Genomic DNA, 17,981 nt, shown 5'->3' on the forward strand with positions numbered 1-17,981 from the left:
TTTGATCAGCTTTTAGATAAAATCAAAACTAGAACCGCCCTTTATCTCGGCAAGCGTTCTATCTTTAGTCTGCAAGCTTTTTTAGACGGTTACACTTGTGCCTGTCGCCAACTCGGAATTCCTGTTACTGAACAGGAACAAGAATTTGCCGAATTTCAAGACTGGATAGAAAAGCAATTTAACCAGCAATCTACCCGGTCTTGGGCGCGAATTATCCTTTTGTATTCAGAAGATGAATCCCAAGCGCTTGATACATTTTTTCAGCTCTTTGAAAATTTTTTACAGCGCGAATCCTCGCTTGATGCCGACACAATCTCTCGCCACCAGCAGCCCCGAAAATGGTAATAAAAAGCAGCTAAATTCAATGCTTGAAAACTTATCCGAAGAAGCGCTTGCCCAACTTCGTGAAGAAGCCGAATCTTTGCACCAACAAGAAAAAAGCCCAGTATAGAACCGCTTTGAGATCTTGAGGGCGATCGCTCGCAAGCAGTTGATCGGCTTTTAGCAGTTGGGCTCTCTCGGATATTTGGTGCAGAATGTAGCAATTGATACTAAATTGCTATAAGTCCCCACTTCAGTAGCACTCCGGTGAGACCGGATTGGGGAAGAAAGCGCCGATCGAGCAAGCCGGATTGCGAAAAGGCTCCTGAGCGACTTGCAGTGATGAATGTTTGGCTCAACTTTGCCAAGAGGAGTCTAACTCGAAGTTGCAAGGGTTTTCCAGTACCTAAGAGCTGCTGAGCGGCTGATATTCATGACTTGAAAATGGGCGGAAGTCATTATAGCATTGAGTAGTTATATTACACAGCAGGCGAAACTGAAACGGTGTTGGCGGTTGATTTACTCGCTCTACACGCACTTCTACAAAACTAGGATTCCTCAAGAGAAGTTCAAAAATCTCACTCTTCAAATATCGCGGACAATACCCGACAATGTAGTGGTCTTCTGTATTTAAAGTCAATGCTTTAGAATCATAATGATTTTGAAATTCGTGAGCCAACCACAACTTTTCTCCAGGTTCTAAACAGTTAATTCGCTCAATCGCACATTGTGGCAAGTAGCGCAACCCATGCGAGAAAAAGTGGAGGCGATACCGCCCTTCTGAATCTGGTTCAGGAATGAGAAAAACAGTTAGAGTATCTGTTTCTCGCCGCCCACCGCTGCGAGCTAACATGGCAATTGGATCGCTTTCATTTTGAGTCAGATTTAGCCAGCCAGTGAATAAAACTTGAGTAATCGGGGCGATTTGTCGGCATCAACCGATTAGCAAATACGGAAAATAAGTAGGTTGATGTATATACTTTACCTAAGCGCGGAAACGAGGGCAAGGGTTCAAAACCGCACTTCTGTTGAGCTTCTAAAACGCCTTGCGTGTAGGTAAATTGGTAGTTGGTTCCGTCAAATGTTAGCCTGCCAATGGGAAACCAGGAACGGCTGTTTGGATCTTGCCAAGCCAAAAAAAGCGTTGAGTGTGTTTTCACGGTAGCGTTTTCCTCAAGTTAAGCAGTCTGTGTTGATTGAATTCAAGAATTTTTTGGGCAAACTCGGCTGCAATCGGTGAGATACGAGTGTTAGGAATTCGATTAAAAATATCCACTAAGTAGCTAGAGAAAATTAATTACATAGTTTTCTCCAAATTCTTTCAGGATTTTTTCCACAGATGTAACAAAAGTTCCCCAACTCTTGTAAGCAGATATTTCAATCCATTCATACTTAATAAACAGCCATAAAATTTCAATTAAATTTAATTCAGGTGAGTAAGAAGGCAACTCAAAAAGAGTAATATTACGTTGTTTCCACTCTTCTATTTTGTCAACAATAGCATCACTGGTATGAATAGAAGCTTGATCTGTGACAATCACCGTTGGCTTATCTACTGTGGGGAAAAAAGCATCAATACAGGCAATAACCACATCGCAATTAATACTTTGAGATGAAATATAAGTTTCAAGATGGTTATTTCGATTCATGATTCCTAGTACATTCATTCGCTGACTACGACTAGGAATTGTTAAATATTCTCCGATATCCGGCCAGCCATAGGGGACACAAGGAATCAAACAACATCCCGTTTCATCCAAGTAATATAAATCAATTTTTCCCTGATCATCCAATTGCTTTAATTCTTCTAATTGCGCCTTTTTCTCTTGATATTCCTGGGCTGGAGGCGTTCCGGCAACTCCTTTACGAAGGAGTTGCCAACTCATGTTTAGAGTTTTTAGTATTCTTTGAATTGTTTTTGTACTGGGAGTTATGCCCCAGGTCTCTTGAACTTTTTGGCTAACATTTTTTAATTGCCTTGGCTCTTGTTTAGCCCATTCTTTAATTTGGGCTTTCTGCGAAGAGTTAAATAGTGGCTTAGAACCTCTTCCTGGTTTATTATAAAGTCCTATCATTCCCTCTAATTCCCACCGATTGAACCAGTTATAGAGGGTCTTATAACTTATTTTAAAAATATTCATTAACTCTCCTTTTTTTACTCCTTGCGAAGCTAATATGAGGCAATGTGCTCTCTGACGTACCTGATGATGTCGGCTTTGGCGATAAATTCGAGTCGAGCAATTTAGACGAAAGAGGATTTATTTCCCTGATAAACATATGAAATTCTAATTAACTCATAATTTTGCCTGGAATATCATTCTACTATGTATTTGTGTAATTAATTCTGTCTAACTACTTATGCAAATCTCATCTATGATAAAATTGCAATTATCACACAAATAGGAGTTTTGTTCAGCTTGGGGCGCTTGCCGTAACACATTATCTCCTGCTTTGTCAAGTCGTTAATAAAAAATGGCATATTCGCCAAACAAAATTTACGAATAATTACATCTACTCAGCAAAAGCGAACCGAGACAATTTGAGGAAAGAATGCCGGCAAGAGATACAATCCATAATATCGTTAAAGAAGCGCTGATAAAAGATGGTTGGGAAATCACTAACGACCCCTATGTAATTTCTTACGGAGAGCGATTTCTCTTTGTAGACTTGGCAGCGGCAGCGTCCGAAGTCAACAACAAAATAGAAGGGCGTTTTATTGGCGCAAAGCGAGAAAATACCCGCATCGCCATTGAAATTAAAGAATTTCGAGGAGTGTCACCTATTGCCGATCTGGAACAAGCTCTTGGTCAATATATACTCTATCGGTTATTGCTAGGCCAAGTTGACCCAGAACGGATAATTTATTTAGCCGTTCCCACTCTGGCCTATAACGGCATTTTCAGCGAACCTATTGGCGAACTCGCCATTACAGAAATACCCTTAAATTTGGTAGTAATCGATTTAGAAAAAATAGAGGTTCAACAATGGATAACTTAACGGATAATGCAACCACATACCGAGAAATTGTCAAACAGGTAATCGGGAAATATGCCCAATTAAAGCCTTCTCACGGAGAGATCCGACTTGATCCCGTGTTTGACGAAACTCACGATCGCTACGCCTTGATGCAAGTTGGTTGGGATCGGGGGCGGCGAATCAGAGGAAACCTCATTTATATCACGTTGGAAGCTGGTAAAATCTACATTGAATATGACGGTATGGAATGCGGCATTACCCAAGATTTAATTGAGGAAGGCATTCCTCAAAACGATATCATCTTAGCTTTTCTGTCACCCGATCAAGTCCTTGTTGCCGCATAAAACAATGCCGGTCGTGCTAAGCACAATACAAGTAGTGTGCATCAGGGAGAAAATTATCGCTGTTAGCCAAGGATTTACAACTGACGCACCCTACTAGCTAGCCCTAGCTATATGACTTTACCAATCTAGCTCTTGCCGAAGCATTGAGCGCAGAGGAATTACATAATGTTTGATATTTTAAAATCGTGGCTATCATCTTTAACACCGATTCAATTTCAAGAATATACTGCGTTTACTACTACTTTACTTATATTAATTACTGTAATTAGATTTATTTATGACTTGAATAAAGATAGAATCAAAATAATAGTTACAGTTGAACGTGAGCGTGATAGCTTGCCAGCAATACAACAGCCTTTAATAAATTATTTTTTGCTTAAAGTTATAAATAAAAGCTATAATCCTGTCGTAATTAATGAAATTGGAGTGATTACCCAAAGCGAAACAATTAATTTGGTAGATATGCCTTGGATATTTACTCACCTAAAAGAGGATCAAGGGGAAATTCTGGGAAGTCTCGAATGGGTAGCGATTCCTGGTACAGTGAATCCACAATCTATGGGGATAGCTCTAATTTTATTTTCTAACTTAGAAAAAGCTTATAAAAATATCAAAAAAGAAGGAGAAAAACTGTCGTTGGAAGACCCTGGATACCTGCGAACAGTTAATCTTGTCACTACTTATGAAGAATTGATGAAGCCGAATTCGTATAACACCAGCACTCAAGTGCTGACAGTCAAACCTTATACAGTGATTACTACAGGTCAGCGTTTTATTGGCAAAAAAACAAAGATTCAATTAGGAAACCTTCATACATCTGTGCAAGCTATGACTCAAAAAAAAAGATTCCTTTGATACAAGTAAGGAATCATTTAGGGATTAAAGTTTGGACTAATTATTAAACAATCTAATTAAAGGTAAAGGCATATAATGAATATCAATGCAACCCCAACAACCCCCGCCCAAGTCCGCCAAGACCTAATCGACGCCTTACAACTCGACCTGATCGGCCCCATCCCCGACGACGAAGCCCACGCCGCAGAAATCATCAACCAACCCCCTTCCCGCTCGTATCTCAGCGGTTTTTTCGTACCCTGGTTTGCCAAGATTAGAGGCATACGGAGCGATGAAAACGGCGAGTGTTTCCACTCGATCGATTTTAGCAAGCAGACCGATCGAAACTTTGCCGTTATTTCTCAGTATTTTGCTTTAAAACCGCCTCAATTTCCGCCAGCTTTTGGCGCAAAACCTCCTGCAACTCCACAAGTTGGTCAACCTCAGCTTGCTCCAACACTTGAGGTGAGAGCTTTTTCAAATTCCCGGCTGCCAACTTAACCTGCTTGAATTGGCGGGCTGCCCCTGGGAAATCATCCAGATTAGAATTGATAATTTCTTGCACCAATTTACGAGTTTGAGTCACCGACAATTTCTCGGCAATAACTCGATCGGTTGCTTGAACTCTAATCGGCTGCGCTTCTTCCTCTGGCAAGACTAAATTTTTAGCAGAGAGTTTAGAAAGAGCCATTGCATGAACCCCTTTAAGTCCTAATTGCCTGATAGCAGTCTTAAGGTCATCAGCCAAAGACAGCATCGGGAAAATGTTGGCATCGATAGAAGCGGGATTGAGCTGCAAATCCAACAGTGTCCGCAAAACGGCCAACTCTTGTTCATCCAAACCCACAGCGGCCAAACCCTGTTGCTGCTCGTCAGGTGCCACCGTCACCAACTCGGAAACCAAGTTCATCCGTTTTTGCGCGTTCAAGCGTCGCACCACTGTCGAGAGAATGCGGGGGATAGTTGCAGCTTCCAAACCCGTATTTTCAGACAACTCCCGCACAATAGCTTCTGCTTTATCGAGGGGATTGAGATCTTCCCGGTGCAGGGAAGTCAGCAGTGCTTTGCGGTGCAAAGCCGCGGGTTCTGGAACGATCACAGCTTGTAAAGTTTCCCAGCCCAGATTTTTAGCGCTGCGCCAGCGCCGCTCTCCATCGAATATCACCAAATCCCCCCGTTGAATCAAGATAATGGGTTGCAGTTGTCCGTCACTAGCGAGGGAACGGGACATGGACTCGATACTTTCTGGCAAAAAAGTCTGTCTGGGTTGTTCAGGATTAGGCTGAATTTGGTCTAGTGAAATGGAGAGGATACCGCTGGCGGATTCTAGTTGTTCTCGCAGTGCAGTCAATTGAGATTCCAATTCCGTTGAACCCGATTTTCGCAGTTCTTCAATTTCTGCTTTGAGTTCCTGAATCTCGGATTCAGCTTCAGAGAGGTGCATTGACTGCTTGGCGGATGAAAAATAATTTCCCAAGTCGGGAGCTTTACGGGTGGCCATAGCGATTTTAGATTTTAAATTGGGGATTGGAAGAAGTCAGTTCATGCCTATAAGCCAAAAACGAAGGATTCGTTTTCGCCGGCGCAAGTTGTGACTGTGAATCAAACACTATTTCTTTTTTTTTCCTTTTTTGGCAATAGCCGGAGCAACTCCATTTCCCATTAAAGTAGCTAACTGTTTAACAATTTCTTTGAAGTCGCCTAAAGCTGGGTGAAGCGGGCGATAAAGGTGTAATGGCAACCCTTGACCGCTGGCATTGACAAATTCTGCACTGTCCCGAATAGGTGGAAAAACGCGGATATTCATCTGCTCTAGCTGGGCTGGCAATGACTCTAAAAGTTGTCGGTGGACGGCTCGTTTCGTATCGTATTGGTTGGGTACAAACCCTAAGATTTCTGGTTGCGGCTTGAGGCGTAATTGTTTGCAATGGTGGTAGTACCACTCCAGCAGGTGAGCTGCTCCTTGAATTGATTTTGGTTCGAGCTGTACGGGCACTATTATATGAGTGCAAGCAGTTAGTGCCATCAAGGGCAAGGGGCCGAGGGTAGCGGGGCAGTCGAAGATAATTAGGTCGTGATCCATTGGATAGTCACTCAGGCAATCGCCCAGAAGATAAGCGCCACGCTTGTGCAGAACTAACTCGTCTGCTGTTTGCGTCAGCGTCATTCCGCCTTGACAAACGGTTATATTATTGGTGTGGGAACTCCAGCTAGGAGTAAGAGGCCAAGAGCCATTGAAGCTTTCTCGCATTATGGCGGACAGTGTGTGTTCTGGCTCTGGCGGATTTAGACCGCAAAAAAGGGTCAGGGAGCCTTGGGGGTCGAGATCCATAATGGCTACTTTCAAACCCCTTAACCCCAGTTCGTAGGCGAGGTGAACTGAAAGTGTGGTTTTGCCAGTGCCACCAGCATTGCTGATGACTGCTAGTCGAATTTGCATGGTTTTGAATTAAGTAGATGATTTAAGTATCATATATCGAGAGTCGGCATCAGATATCGATATATGAGAGCATCGCGGTAAACCACCGTTGGGCCCCACGGTGAAACAGCAAGTTAATATTTAGTCTGACGAGTAGATTATCGTCAAGTTTAGTACGGGGAAGATTGTTGAAAAGAATTTAAGTTCGATCGCTAGACTGAAACACGGAACGTCATATATCGATATCTGAGGTATGGGATCTAACCGCCGAGTTAACTTCGATCGCAGTCTTGGGACGGTGCGATCGTACAATGTACTAGGGAACTTCAAAGGCACGGAAGGGTTGGGCGAGTCAACTGAACAATTTGCATTAAAATACCTAGAATTAGTTGAATGTTTTCAATAAAATGCTCTGTTGTTTCAATATAAACCGTCCTATCTTCTAGTTTCATGAACCTCCAGATACTGCCTGTTGTCACTGCACCATAAACACAGGAAATGCTGTTATCTTTTTGAATATTAAAAATCTGGGCTGCCAACATTTCTGCAATGCACGGGGCAATTCCCGATTTGATATTGTCATTCTTGGCTTCGACAAGTGTAAACACGGGAGCATTTAAAGATAATTGTTCTGGTGAATGACTAATCATAAAGTCACAAATGCCATTCAGTCCTTTGACTCGATCAATATTAAATTCCGTACCGGAAAAGAGGCTGATTTGACGATCGCACCGCCTGCGGAGTTCAATCAATACCGGAGCGACTATCATCTCCGATCGCGCTTTTTCCGTGTCAATTCCCAAGGCTAAGGGAATATTTTCGGCTAAGGTTTCCTTTAAAAGCTGACTGGGTGCGATCGGTTCTACAGCCGTAAAGACTTCAGATACTTCTCTAATTGTTAAGCCGAGTTTATGCTTAATATCATCTAGGGAAAATTCGCTATAAGACATAATAGTTGCACCTTTCACTCCGTCGCTCTAATTTTATATTTAGATCGCGTTCGTTAAGCCAGGAAGCTATTCATAGCTTTGTCCCGATTTTGGTAGGTTTTTACGAACGGATGTTCCCAACAGATATGACCAATAATAACCTGTGTTCCCGATCCCAGCTCGCTCTGAATCTCCAACTGAGCGCTAATCTGCTCGACCCGCTGCCACATTCCACCCAGACCAAATCCGCTGACTTGCTACTGCGGATCGAACCCGCATCTGTCGTTACGTACAGACAGGTACAGCCGATAGCATGGAGTAAACAATCAAGTGAGCGTGAGTTGTTAGCAGATTATCGGCTGTACCTCTGCTCGGCATTGCTCTGTCAAATCGTGCTGCTCTGAACAAAATCGTCCTAATGCTTTGCGATCTACCGAACGTCACATATCAATATCTGAGGTACGAACTCTAAAAACCGAGTTAACTTTGATCGCAGTCTTGGGATTTGGTGATCGTACAATCTGCCGAACGTCATATATCGATATCTGAGGTACAGACTCTCACCGCAGAGTTGATTTTGATCGCAGTCTTGGGATTTGGTGATCGTACAATCTGCCGAACGTCATATATCGATATCGGAGGTACGGGTTGTAAACACAGAGTTAACTTTGATCGCAATCTTGGGATGGTGAGCTCGCCTAATCTACCGAAATGCACTCGGTGAACGTCATATATCGATATCTGAGGTACGATTCTCAAAACCGAGTTAACTTTGAGAATAGTCTTGGGATGTGGCGATAGACTAAGGTTGAACTTCATATATTGATATATGAGGTACGAATCTAAAAACCGAGTTAACTTTGATCGCAGTCTTGGGATTTTGCGATAGTACAATCGGCCGAAATGCAATTCTGAGTCAAATCGCTGATAATATCTAAGCTCATATTGTCAACTAATTTAGTCAGAGCCAGAGCAATTTGCTTCTGCGACAGGGGAATTCGCTCAATCAACAGCCTTACCGCTTGCTCATCTCCACAAGCGGCTGCTTTGTAAAGCTTCTCAATCAACTCCCTCGGCAACACAGACAGCGACTTAGAAGTCAGTTGCACAACAGGCTCATCCTGTTCGGACTTCCTAGACGACTCCTCTTCATAGATATAGCGAACTCCCAAATGAAGCGCCATCTTCTCAAAAATTACTGTTTCTCGGAACGGTTTGGCAACAAAGTCATCGAAGCCGTTCGACATGGCGAGTTCCTGGGTTTTAACAAAAGCATTAGCGCTCAAAGCAATAATCTTAGTGTTAGAACCGTTCGGCCGTGCTCGAATTTTTTGAGCAGCTTGAAAGCCGTCTAGAACAGGCATCCTCAAATCCATCCAAATTAAATGCGGCTTGTACTTTCGCCACAATTTAACAGCCAGGGTTCCGTTATCCGCGAACCACACAAGAAAGCCAGCCGACTTCAATATCCGAGTTAGCAGCAACCGATTTGCCGACTCATCATCCGCTACCAGAATGCGATATATTTGTTGGTTAGGTGCCAACCCCTTCACTCGTTTTTGCGGCAATCTGTCATAAACTTCGCTCTTAGTTGCATGACTGACTTTAATGTAAAAACTAAAAACCGTACCTTTCCCCACAGAACTTTTGACCTTAATCTCGCCACCCATCAGCTTCACAAAAGAGTTACTGATTGGCAATCCCAAACCCGTTCCCGTTTGCGATTTTCTGCCAGCAGAAGCTTGTACGAACGGCTTAAACAAACGGCTAACCTCATCAGGCGCAATGCCTGGGCCTGTATCCTTCACAGAGAATTGGAGAAAGAATTTGGGTAAAGGTTTTTTAGCCATAGACTGAAGGCATTTTACAGTCAGCTTCACCCTACCGGCCTCAGTAAATTTAACAGCATTACCCAACAGATTAATCAAAACTTGGCGCAGCTTGCTTTCATCAGTTCGGACGTATTGCGGTACATCTTTCCGGAGTTCAAAAACAAGTTGCAATCCCGACGACTGAGCTTTGAGTTGGAACATCCGTTCTATGTCCGAGAGCAAACTGTACAAGTCAACAGCAGTTTCTTCGAGGGTGATTTGACCTGCTTCAATTTTGGACAGCGACAAAATATCGTTGATTAGTTTCAACAAATGCTCGCCACTGCGATTGATAATATCTAAACTCGACTGCTGTTCCGGTGCAGTTTTTTTAGAGTTCACAAGGAGGTGGGCAAAGCCGATAATCGCATTCAGAGGCGTTCTCAATTCGTGGCTCATATTGGCCAGAAAGGTACTTTTAGCGCGATTGGCACTTTCGGCTGCAATTTTAGCTTGTTTTAGTTCAATAGTTTTCTGTGCAACTTGCCGCTTTAAATCGCCAGAATATTCTTCTAACCGCTGGCGAGATGCTTTTAACTGGCAATTCATGCGCTCGAAAGCACAGGCTAGGGCTTCGAGTTCGGCAATACCGCTACCTAAAACTGTTGAGTCGAAGTCGCCACCAGCTATCGCCTCTGTTGCCGAAATTAACCGCAGCAGCCGCTGTTCTATTCTTAGGGAAATGGACAGCAAAAGGCAGATAGAAAGAACCAAAGCCAGTAGCACGAGCAAAATAGTGTTGCGGGTGTTGGCCTGAACTTTTTGGGTGAAGTCGGTTTCGGGTACAACTGCCACAATCAGCCAATTTAAGCCTTTCGGGTTTTTAAAAGGTCTGACTTGTAGCAAGTATAGTGAGTTGCTGGCAGTAAAGTTAAGATTTTGGCTGCTGTTAATAGCAGCGAGGCTGCCATAATGTTTAAGCAAATACTCTGTTGAAAGCTGGATTACTTTTTGTTGTAGAGCTTGGGTGCTTTCTCGCTGCAGTCCGTCAACAGAAATAGACGGTTTTGGTTCAGTTACCTCGTTCCAAGCAACAGAGCGTCCCTCTCGGTCTAAGATAAAGACTTGACAGTTAGGGCTGATGTGGAAATCGCGCAAGTTGAATGTTGAGGTTGGGGTGGGAAAAGCAGAATTTGTTTTTTGTTGACGGAATATTGTTTTTGGAGAGTCTGACCCATTTCTTTCCCCATTTGATTTGATTGTGACTCCGGCTGTTTGACTTGGGGGAAGTTGGTTTACCGAACCAGTTTGCATTTTTTTATAAGTCCCTTCTCCTTTCCCAACCCCTTCTTTTAAGTAGTTGTCAAGGCGGTCCCAGATGCGACTCGTTGCTTCTCCCAATAGCTGTGCAACTAAGTCATTCATTGTCTGCCGCCCTGTTTGAAAAGAAAGCCATCCCGTTAGAGCTAGTAAGATTGAAATCAAAAGAGCGTTGGGGACTGTAAGCACAACGCGCAGCGGGAGGGCAGACTTTTTTTGAACTGAGCTTTTTGGGCTGAACATTGGTTGAAAAAAGGAGTGGGGAATGAGGAAAAAAACGTTCTTCCGAGAAAGTATTACTGCCGAATTGTTCCACAAACAAATATTTGAAAGGTCAATTCACAACTCATAATCAAAGCTTCGCGTTGAGCAGGAAGTAGAAGAATTCTGCTATTTTCCCTTACCATCCCCGCTCGCTTTTGTTATGCTTTTTGACTAATCGCTATTTATAGCGCAGCCTCAAACGAATCTGAATCAGTCAAAAGCCATAAGTTCTCAGAGCGAGCGGTTAGCGACACTGGCTCCCGCTTGGCAGTATTGAGGAGAGGATTTGCATCTCAACTAACCCAAGTTGCGTACTTAAAGCCGCTCTAGACTGGTAATGGGTAATGGGTAATGGGTAATTGGAACAATTTAAGATTTGAGATTTGAGATTTTAAATTGATGGGATTGCCGTTTATCCCGCTCTGTGCTTGACCCCGGAACGAATGCACTTACCTAACTCTGTCTAACATTGGTTAGATATGAGTAGGTTTGTGTGAGCGGTAGTTTGATTCAAAAGCTATTTTGGCTAGCTCGACAATCACAGACAAGTCTACTCCGGCTCGTGCAGCAGCATCGGCCGCCGATAGATTTTGATTTCTTACCAGAGCTAAAAATTGTCGCACGCTGTAGACTACTGGGTCGTTGGCTGCTGTGTAGCCTTTTTGAATGGCAATCAGCAATCCTTTTTCGACATCTGATGCTGCGGGGGCGCGACCTCTATCAACGTTCACAGTCGGCTCCATTCTCGGAGTTAGGGGAACGATGCGAATTCCTAAGTGTTCGGGTTCTTTGTTGGTAGGAACGATGTTGAAGTTGTAAAGTCGCTGTTTCCCTTTTGAATCTACAGTTTTGATTGAGATATTGGTGATGGTAGCTGTGGTAGCTCCCGGAAAATTGAGCGCTTGAATGGGACGCAAGAAAACAGTTTTGGCTTTGCCACTTGCCAACTGTGCGTCGGTGCTGAAAACTATTTTTGAGGGGTCGGCAATTAAAACGTAGGCGAGAGCTTCGTCGGTTGAGCTGAAGTCGATCGCACTTGCGCGGCCGGAATAGACTAAAATATCGTGAGCACTATTGACGGCAATATCTCGACCCACAGTTTGATAGCCTGTTACTCTTGATTGAGCAAAAGCACAGTCGGGGTAGCTTGCAGCAGCGAACACTGCTGTGAACAAAAGCCCTCCGAGGGAAAGCATTCTTGGAGATTGGATGCGAGTAGTCATGGCAGTTATCGGTTGATGTTGAGAAAATTGTTGACAGTAAAAACGGGGATTTCCTTTACTAATCGCAGTCGCGTTGGGGCGACTTAACCGTTTACCAACGCCTCGGTCAACGGTAAATGTTGAGAAAGCTGTTAACAGTAATAGAAACCGGGGTTCCTTTATTAACCACAGCTACATTGGGGCGTTTTAAAAGTTCTTCAGTTGCTCTATCTGAGCGGCTTTCCATCCGTTTTGCCAAGGGACTGAAAAAGCCATCGAGGACGGCTGACCAAATTTGGGGGTCTCGACTTTCAACGGTGGTTGTACTGCCCCCAAACCTACCGCTAATACTGCTAGAGCTCCTGACTTTAGGCTCTGCGAATACTTGACCGACTCGTCCAACTCCCGACAGCACTGCGGTGAGGATATCCTGTCCGGCAATATCGTTCCCTGGGTCGAAGTAGCCTGAAGCAATCAGCGGCCCAGAGCCCTCTCCTGCAATCAAAATTGCGCCTTCTGGAATGGGCTGCTGTTTAATCTGACCGTTTCTATCTGAGTAGACGAGCGCCACAGCACTAGCTTGTACCATGCGATTGGTTTTGCTGACGGTGTTGGCTTTGGCAATGACAACTGTGCCGGCAGGAAAAGCAATAGAGCCGTCAGTTGCCGTGAAGTCGGCTGTGAGAGTGACGGCAAATTTGTCGTAAAGCTGTTTGCCTGAGCCTTCATCCCACAGCAGGGGAACCGAAACTATGCCGTTGGCTGTGGTTCCAAGGGGAACCTGAGCTGTTTGGGAGGTTGAGGAACTTTGGGGCGTGCGGTTGAGAATGCCTTTTGCCCCTGGGGAGTTTACTTGTTCTAGGGTTGGGGAGTTTGTTAAGGCAGAAGCCTCTGGAGCAGCTTCAGGGGAAAGGGTTTGAAATTCTGTATCGGCGGGCAAGGACGTTCGGCTCGCGCTCAGTCGAGCCTCCGTCTCGATTGAGTTATCAGTAGAATCGGAACTTGTTTGGGGGGAAAAGGGAGCCGGAGTTAATTGGTTAGTGGGGTTTTGGGAGTTGTCGGTGGTTTCGAGGCTGTCCCCTCCATAAGGAAACTCCGGGTGTAGCCTTTCCCCGCTGGCGTTATTTGGGTGGCTATATAGTTTTTCTGGGATTTGCTCGAAAGAAACGTATGAGGGTTGCGACTTTTGGTTGCCGATATTGACTGTTAGGAATTCAGTTGTTGGAGCTGGCTTTGTCAGAGCGGCGGCGGTAGCACTTGTTGTCGCTGGAGTGCTTGGTGTTGCACTCACGGCATTCGCTATTCGGTTAGGGTCAAAATTTCCCCTAATTTGTCCGAGTTGGGCGAGTTGGTTCCACCGCTCAAACGGGTCGATTTTTTCGGATGTTGGAGTTGGAATTAAAGGTGGTGGTACTAACGGTTTGGGTATAGGGGCCGGGGCTGGTGGGGGCGCGGGTGTTCTTTGCGGTATGGGTGCGGGTACTGTTACCGTCCGCACTACTGTTCGGGGTGCGGGTAGGGGTTCGCGTAGAGGAGTAGGTGGCGGTGCAGCGCTCCGGGTAGCGACTAGACGCGGAGTTCGCGGATTTCGCGGGGCTCTTGACGGTTTGGGCGACGGTTCTGTTTTGGGTTTTGCGGTTTTTTGCGGTTTTTCGGCTAACAGTTTTTGTTGGTCTTGGTAAGCTAATTTAGCCAGCAACTCCGGTTTTTCATCTTTAATGGTGCCAGAAGAGCTTTCTTTTGGTGTTGATTGTGCGATAGGTTCGCGAGGTGATTTAGGCTTGATAAATTGCCAAATCAGCAGTCCTAGCAATAGTATTCCACCAGTCAACAGCAGCATTGTCACTGCTCTAGGAACGCCTCTTTCGGAAACAGGCGGAGGCAGTGGTCTTTCCTCATCTTGAGCGAGTTGATATTGAGTTTCAAGTGTTAGGGGTGCATTGGGGTCGAAATTAGCAATGAAGTTCTCGTCAATGTCATCGTCAGAAGGGGAAGGATTGGGAGAAGGGGAAATAGGGGAAAGGGAAAAGTTGTCTTCTGACATCTTGCTACTATCGTTATTAAGGATACTTTCGCTATCAAGAGGGAGTGAATTATTTGGCTCAATTTCTGCGGTTGTCAACTTTGTTTGATGAGAATTGTTTGAAGAGTCTTGTCTATTACTCATGGCTACCTCTGTTGTTGCTTATTACGATGGTTAATTAACAAATGATTGGCTTTTCTGTGAGTGGGAAAGAGCAGAAAATCACGACTTCTTTGTTGTTAAATACAACCGCTTGAAGTTCATATACAGCACTTGTCAGGTAAGTGAAATACAAACAAATCGGTTTCTGTAGGGGCGGTACTCCTTCCCCTTCCCCCTCTAAGGTTTAAATTCAACAATTCGGGAAATTTCTAATCCGGCTGCTCTCAAAGAGTGAATAGTTTTCTCTAATTCATTAGCGTTTTCTTGGAGAGGGGACTTGGGAATTTCTACGGCTTTGATGGTGAAGGTTCGATTAAACTGTTCTCGGCTTTCTCCAATGCCTTGCTCTAGCACTACGCGAGTAGCAATTACATCTATTTCCCAAACTCCTCTTTTTATTTCTCTGGGTTCTCCTATGTGAGAGATATAGACTCCAGAGCGGGTTTTTCCTGAATAGATGGTGTTAGGAACGAGTTGGGCAAGTTCGACAAGGGAAGCTTTTCCAAACTCTGACTCCATCATCAATGAACCCATCCAAGCAGTTGTAGGAACTTTGGTACTGCCTTTAACTTTAATGCCGGGGTCGGGGTCATTTGTGCCGGGTATTTTGCCTGACCAAGCCCAGGTTAAATTCACCCAACTTGACACGAAAGTTTGGATAGTTTTAGGCTCTCTGTAAAATTCATCTTGTTCTGCAATTCGGGCTGCCGTTCCGTCTTTGAGCTGAACAAATGTAACTTTTTTTTGAGATAAAGCTCTCAAACTAACTGTGTTAACTAAAACAGCAATTGTTAGTAAAAAAACAAAGCTGGTTAGCAGGATAAAACACAAGGCTAAGGTGTTTTTAGATTCGGGAAGTAAGGGTTGAGATTGCTTAAGTTTGACATTCATAAATTCTAATGTTGAGTAGTGGTGAATTTGAACAAATTTGGGTGGACGAATTCAGTCCTAAAGGAGTTTTCCGGCAACAAGACCAATCGCGTTACTGGCAAGGTCTGTAAGCTGTTTAGTGCTATTAGTGATCGCACTATACAAAGCAGTTCCTCCACCCTTGGCTATTAACACGGCTAGAACGGGAGAAAACACAGCTAAAAAGAATAAAAAGGCGATATCTGTAACTAGCTCTGCATCAGATTTGACAATCACTACGGCGACTAAGCCAACGACGATGTTGTAGCCCAATTGCACTCCAAATAACGACATAAACCCTATTAACCAAGCCCAGATGGGTTTTCCTTGCAGCGGTAGCAGCGACAAGCCCATTGCCAGAGGCCCGAATAAAGCTGTTAGCAACAATGCTGCTTCTAAAATATTGACAAATGCCCACTGTACCGATCTAAGAATTAAGCGAATGATGGGCAAGACAGTAGACCTAAAAACTTGCCCTGCAAAATCGCCATTTCCTATATCCTGAAGATTGGCAACATTGCCTAAGTTTTCAACAAACCGCTGCAAGCTTTTGAGGGGGCCTCCATTTTGCTGTTCCGCTGCCTGGAGAATTTGTTGAGCAGGCTCTTTTTTGCTGTTCCAGCATTCCACTAAACCCGATCCAACTTTGCCCTGGCATTCGCTGTAGAGTTTCTCAATCTCTTCTTTGCCAGCACTGGTGAGGTTAACGTCGCTCAGGGCAGTTCTGAAGGTCATTTCTCCGACTTGAATTTTCATAATTTCTTGAACTTGAGTGCTGCCTACAGCTTTGATGAATTTGACGCTTTCAGCTAAGACTTTACCGTTGTTGCTGAGAAATACTACAATCACAAGCGGCCAGATAAACATGGCTACTAGCTCTGACCAAGACTGTTTTTCGATGATTTCTTTGCCACTGGTGACAGCGAGGTAAGTAACAGATATTCCCGCCAGAATTAGTCCTAGTTTGACTAAGGCAATCCAGAGAGAGGATTCTTGAGTGTTGAAGGTGTTAAACCAAACTAAATTCCACGACTCGACGGTTTTTTGAGAGACTTCTATGGCGTCAGATAGAGTGTCCAGGGCTTGTCCTGCTGTGCTAGTTTGGGCAATTAGTTGTGTCAGCATTTTTGGAAGGGGAGGGGGAAGGGGAAGGGGAAGGTTAAGAGAAGGGGAGGGGAAAGGGGAAGGGGAAGGAGAGGGAGAGAGGGGGAGGGGGAAGGGGAAGGGGAAGGAAAAACCAGGTTATTATTAGCTTTGCTCGCTACTAATTAGTGGTAGTTTCGGAGTTGAGGAAGGGGGAAGAGAGGGGGAGGGGGAAGGGGAAGGGGAAGGGTAGAAAAATTTGGGGAAAATCGCGTCATTTTCTACATTGGGGAGCTGATTATTTACAATTTGATAAGTGACAGAAGAAGGTGCAACTCAAAAAAGCGAAAGTTTATCCTTCCTCCCCCTTCCCCTTCCCCTTCCCCCTCCCCTTATTCACCCAAGGTGATGCCTCCCGGCATTTGAAACAGTCCGGCTTGAGTAGAAGAAGCGGTAGCAGCCTCCGCATCCTGCCGTCTCTGGGCTGTGTTAATTTCGTTGAGTTCTTCAGCTTGTTGAGCGTTGAGAATGTTGGCAAAACTGCGATCGATTTGAGCTTGCTGGCCCTGCATGACTAAGGCACTTTGATTTTCTGCTGATAAGGCTGCTTGCTTAGCTGCGATCGCACTTTGTTGAGATATGTTTCTCATAATGTTCTGTGTGACATCTTGACCTTCTGAATCAGCACCCAATTCCATTGAATTTTGGCTCTCGCGATTAGTTTTCTCTACGTTTTGTTGGACAATTTCTTTCATCTGAGCTTGCTTTTGTTGAGCTTCTTTACTGAGAGTGGCTTTATTGGCTTCACTGACAGCACTTTCTCTTTCTGCGAGTTCTGCGGTATTCTCTTTGAGGCTGTAAGAATCTTGCGGTTTCTTCTCTAAAGCAGCGGATAGTTTTGTCCCTTCGCTTTCGGAGGTGTTGCCGTCCATTATGCTTTTAACTGCTTCTTTTAGGTCTGGAACTTTCAGTTCTCCCAGGAATGAAGAGAGGGTTGACTCTATTTCACTGCTGAATTCTTCGACTTTATTTAACAAATTGTCCCAGATGCCTGAGATGCTGTCGGAGATGGTGGAGATGGTATCTGAAATTTCGCCTGTTATGTCGCTAATTGTGTTTTCTATACCTCCTATTTCTTTCGGGTTGCTCAAGAAGTTATTAGCTGATTGTTGGATTTGGCTTTCTATTTGTTGATTGGGAACTGTGAAGCTGGAGCGGTTGAAAGTGCTGCTGTTAGGATTGCTTAAGCTTGGAAGCTGTGTAGCAGTCGGATTGCTGTCAGATGTTTGAGCTTTTGCTTCAACAGAATTCAGTATTAAGCTCAGCCAAATTGCAGGAATACTGAGGGCAAGTTTGACAAGAAATTTCGGTGATTTCATCGGTT

At 44.3% G+C, this 17,981-nt stretch carries 16 protein-coding genes; 4 read left to right on the forward strand and 12 right to left on the reverse strand.

From position 1 onward, the window contains the following. Positions 1-301: 301 nt before the first annotated feature. On the forward strand, positions 302-451 hold the full coding sequence (locus tag QUB12_RS00250; RefSeq protein ID WP_333236883.1) for a hypothetical protein: 150 nt from the start codon (positions 302-304) through the stop codon (positions 449-451). 276 nt (positions 452-727) lie between these two features. On the opposite strand, the gene QUB12_RS00255 is transcribed toward QUB12_RS00250, so the two are convergent. The 3 genes from QUB12_RS00255 to QUB12_RS00265 all read right to left on the reverse strand — a co-directional run bounded on the left by QUB12_RS00255 (position 728) and on the right by QUB12_RS00265 (position 2,579). Beyond that, entirely contained in the window at positions 728-1,174 is a 447-nt protein-coding gene (locus QUB12_RS00255) for an HIRAN domain-containing protein (RefSeq protein WP_333304842.1), read from the reverse strand. 16 nt (positions 1,175-1,190) lie between these two features. Further along, a complete protein-coding gene (locus QUB12_RS00260) occupies positions 1,191-1,481 on the reverse strand; it encodes a hypothetical protein (protein WP_333304844.1) in 291 nt (96 codons plus the stop codon). A gap of 123 nt (positions 1,482-1,604) precedes the next feature. Beyond that, on the reverse strand, positions 1,605-2,579 hold the full coding sequence (locus QUB12_RS00265) for an IS630 family transposase (protein WP_445300645.1): 975 nt from the start codon (positions 2,577-2,579) through the stop codon (positions 1,605-1,607). 292 nt (positions 2,580-2,871) lie between these two features. Between QUB12_RS00265 and QUB12_RS00270 the strand changes: the two genes are divergently transcribed. From QUB12_RS00270 to QUB12_RS00280, 3 genes are all read left to right on the forward strand, one after another. Next, complete coding sequence (locus QUB12_RS00270; protein ID WP_015179644.1) at positions 2,872-3,318, forward strand: XisH family protein; 447 nt, start codon at positions 2,872-2,874, stop codon at positions 3,316-3,318. Next, positions 3,306-3,641, forward strand: coding sequence for a XisI protein (locus QUB12_RS00275; RefSeq protein ID WP_015179643.1), 336 nt, complete (start codon positions 3,306-3,308; stop codon positions 3,639-3,641). Before QUB12_RS00270 ends, QUB12_RS00275 begins: the two co-directional genes overlap by 13 nt. Positions 3,642-3,806: 165 nt before the next feature. Then, the gene (locus QUB12_RS00280; protein WP_190655503.1) at positions 3,807-4,496 is read left to right on the forward strand and encodes a hypothetical protein; all 690 of its coding nucleotides are present in this window, start codon (positions 3,807-3,809) and stop codon (positions 4,494-4,496) included. Between the two features lie 334 nt (positions 4,497-4,830). Here QUB12_RS00280 and QUB12_RS00285 read toward each other — a convergent pair whose 3' ends face one another. From QUB12_RS00285 to QUB12_RS00325, 9 genes are all read right to left on the reverse strand, one after another. Beyond that, positions 4,831-5,976, reverse strand: coding sequence for a ParB/RepB/Spo0J family partition protein (locus QUB12_RS00285; RefSeq protein ID WP_190655504.1), 1,146 nt, complete (start codon positions 5,974-5,976; stop codon positions 4,831-4,833). 108 nt (positions 5,977-6,084) lie between these two features. Further along, a complete protein-coding gene (locus tag QUB12_RS00290; RefSeq protein WP_190655507.1) occupies positions 6,085-6,915 on the reverse strand; it encodes a ParA family protein in 831 nt (276 codons plus the stop codon). A 305-nt stretch (positions 6,916-7,220) separates the two neighbouring features. Further along, the gene (locus QUB12_RS00295) at positions 7,221-7,844 is read right to left on the reverse strand and encodes a hypothetical protein (protein WP_333304847.1); all 624 of its coding nucleotides are present in this window, start codon (positions 7,842-7,844) and stop codon (positions 7,221-7,223) included. An 833-nt stretch (positions 7,845-8,677) separates the two neighbouring features. After that, positions 8,678-11,059 (reverse strand): ATP-binding protein, encoded by a 2,382-nt coding sequence (locus tag QUB12_RS00300; RefSeq protein WP_333304849.1) that lies wholly within the window; start codon positions 11,057-11,059, stop codon positions 8,678-8,680. 632 nt (positions 11,060-11,691) lie between these two features. Then, complete coding sequence (locus tag QUB12_RS00305) at positions 11,692-12,441, reverse strand: hypothetical protein (protein WP_333304851.1); 750 nt, start codon at positions 12,439-12,441, stop codon at positions 11,692-11,694. A gap of 106 nt (positions 12,442-12,547) precedes the next feature. Continuing rightward, on the reverse strand, positions 12,548-14,587 hold the full coding sequence (locus tag QUB12_RS00310) for a hypothetical protein (protein WP_333304853.1): 2,040 nt from the start codon (positions 14,585-14,587) through the stop codon (positions 12,548-12,550). 195 nt (positions 14,588-14,782) lie between these two features. Further along, the gene (locus QUB12_RS00315; protein WP_333054919.1) at positions 14,783-15,496 is read right to left on the reverse strand and encodes a hypothetical protein; all 714 of its coding nucleotides are present in this window, start codon (positions 15,494-15,496) and stop codon (positions 14,783-14,785) included. A 57-nt stretch (positions 15,497-15,553) separates the two neighbouring features. Next, the gene (locus QUB12_RS00320) at positions 15,554-16,639 is read right to left on the reverse strand and encodes a hypothetical protein (RefSeq protein WP_333304855.1); all 1,086 of its coding nucleotides are present in this window, start codon (positions 16,637-16,639) and stop codon (positions 15,554-15,556) included. Positions 16,640-16,989: 350 nt separating this feature from the next. Beyond that, the gene (locus QUB12_RS00325; RefSeq protein ID WP_333304857.1) at positions 16,990-17,976 is read right to left on the reverse strand and encodes a hypothetical protein; all 987 of its coding nucleotides are present in this window, start codon (positions 17,974-17,976) and stop codon (positions 16,990-16,992) included. Positions 17,977-17,981 lie beyond the last annotated feature (5 nt).

Source organism: Microcoleus sp. B7-D4 (assembly GCF_036705125.1).
GTDB lineage: Bacteria > Cyanobacteriota > Cyanobacteriia > Cyanobacteriales > Microcoleaceae > Microcoleus.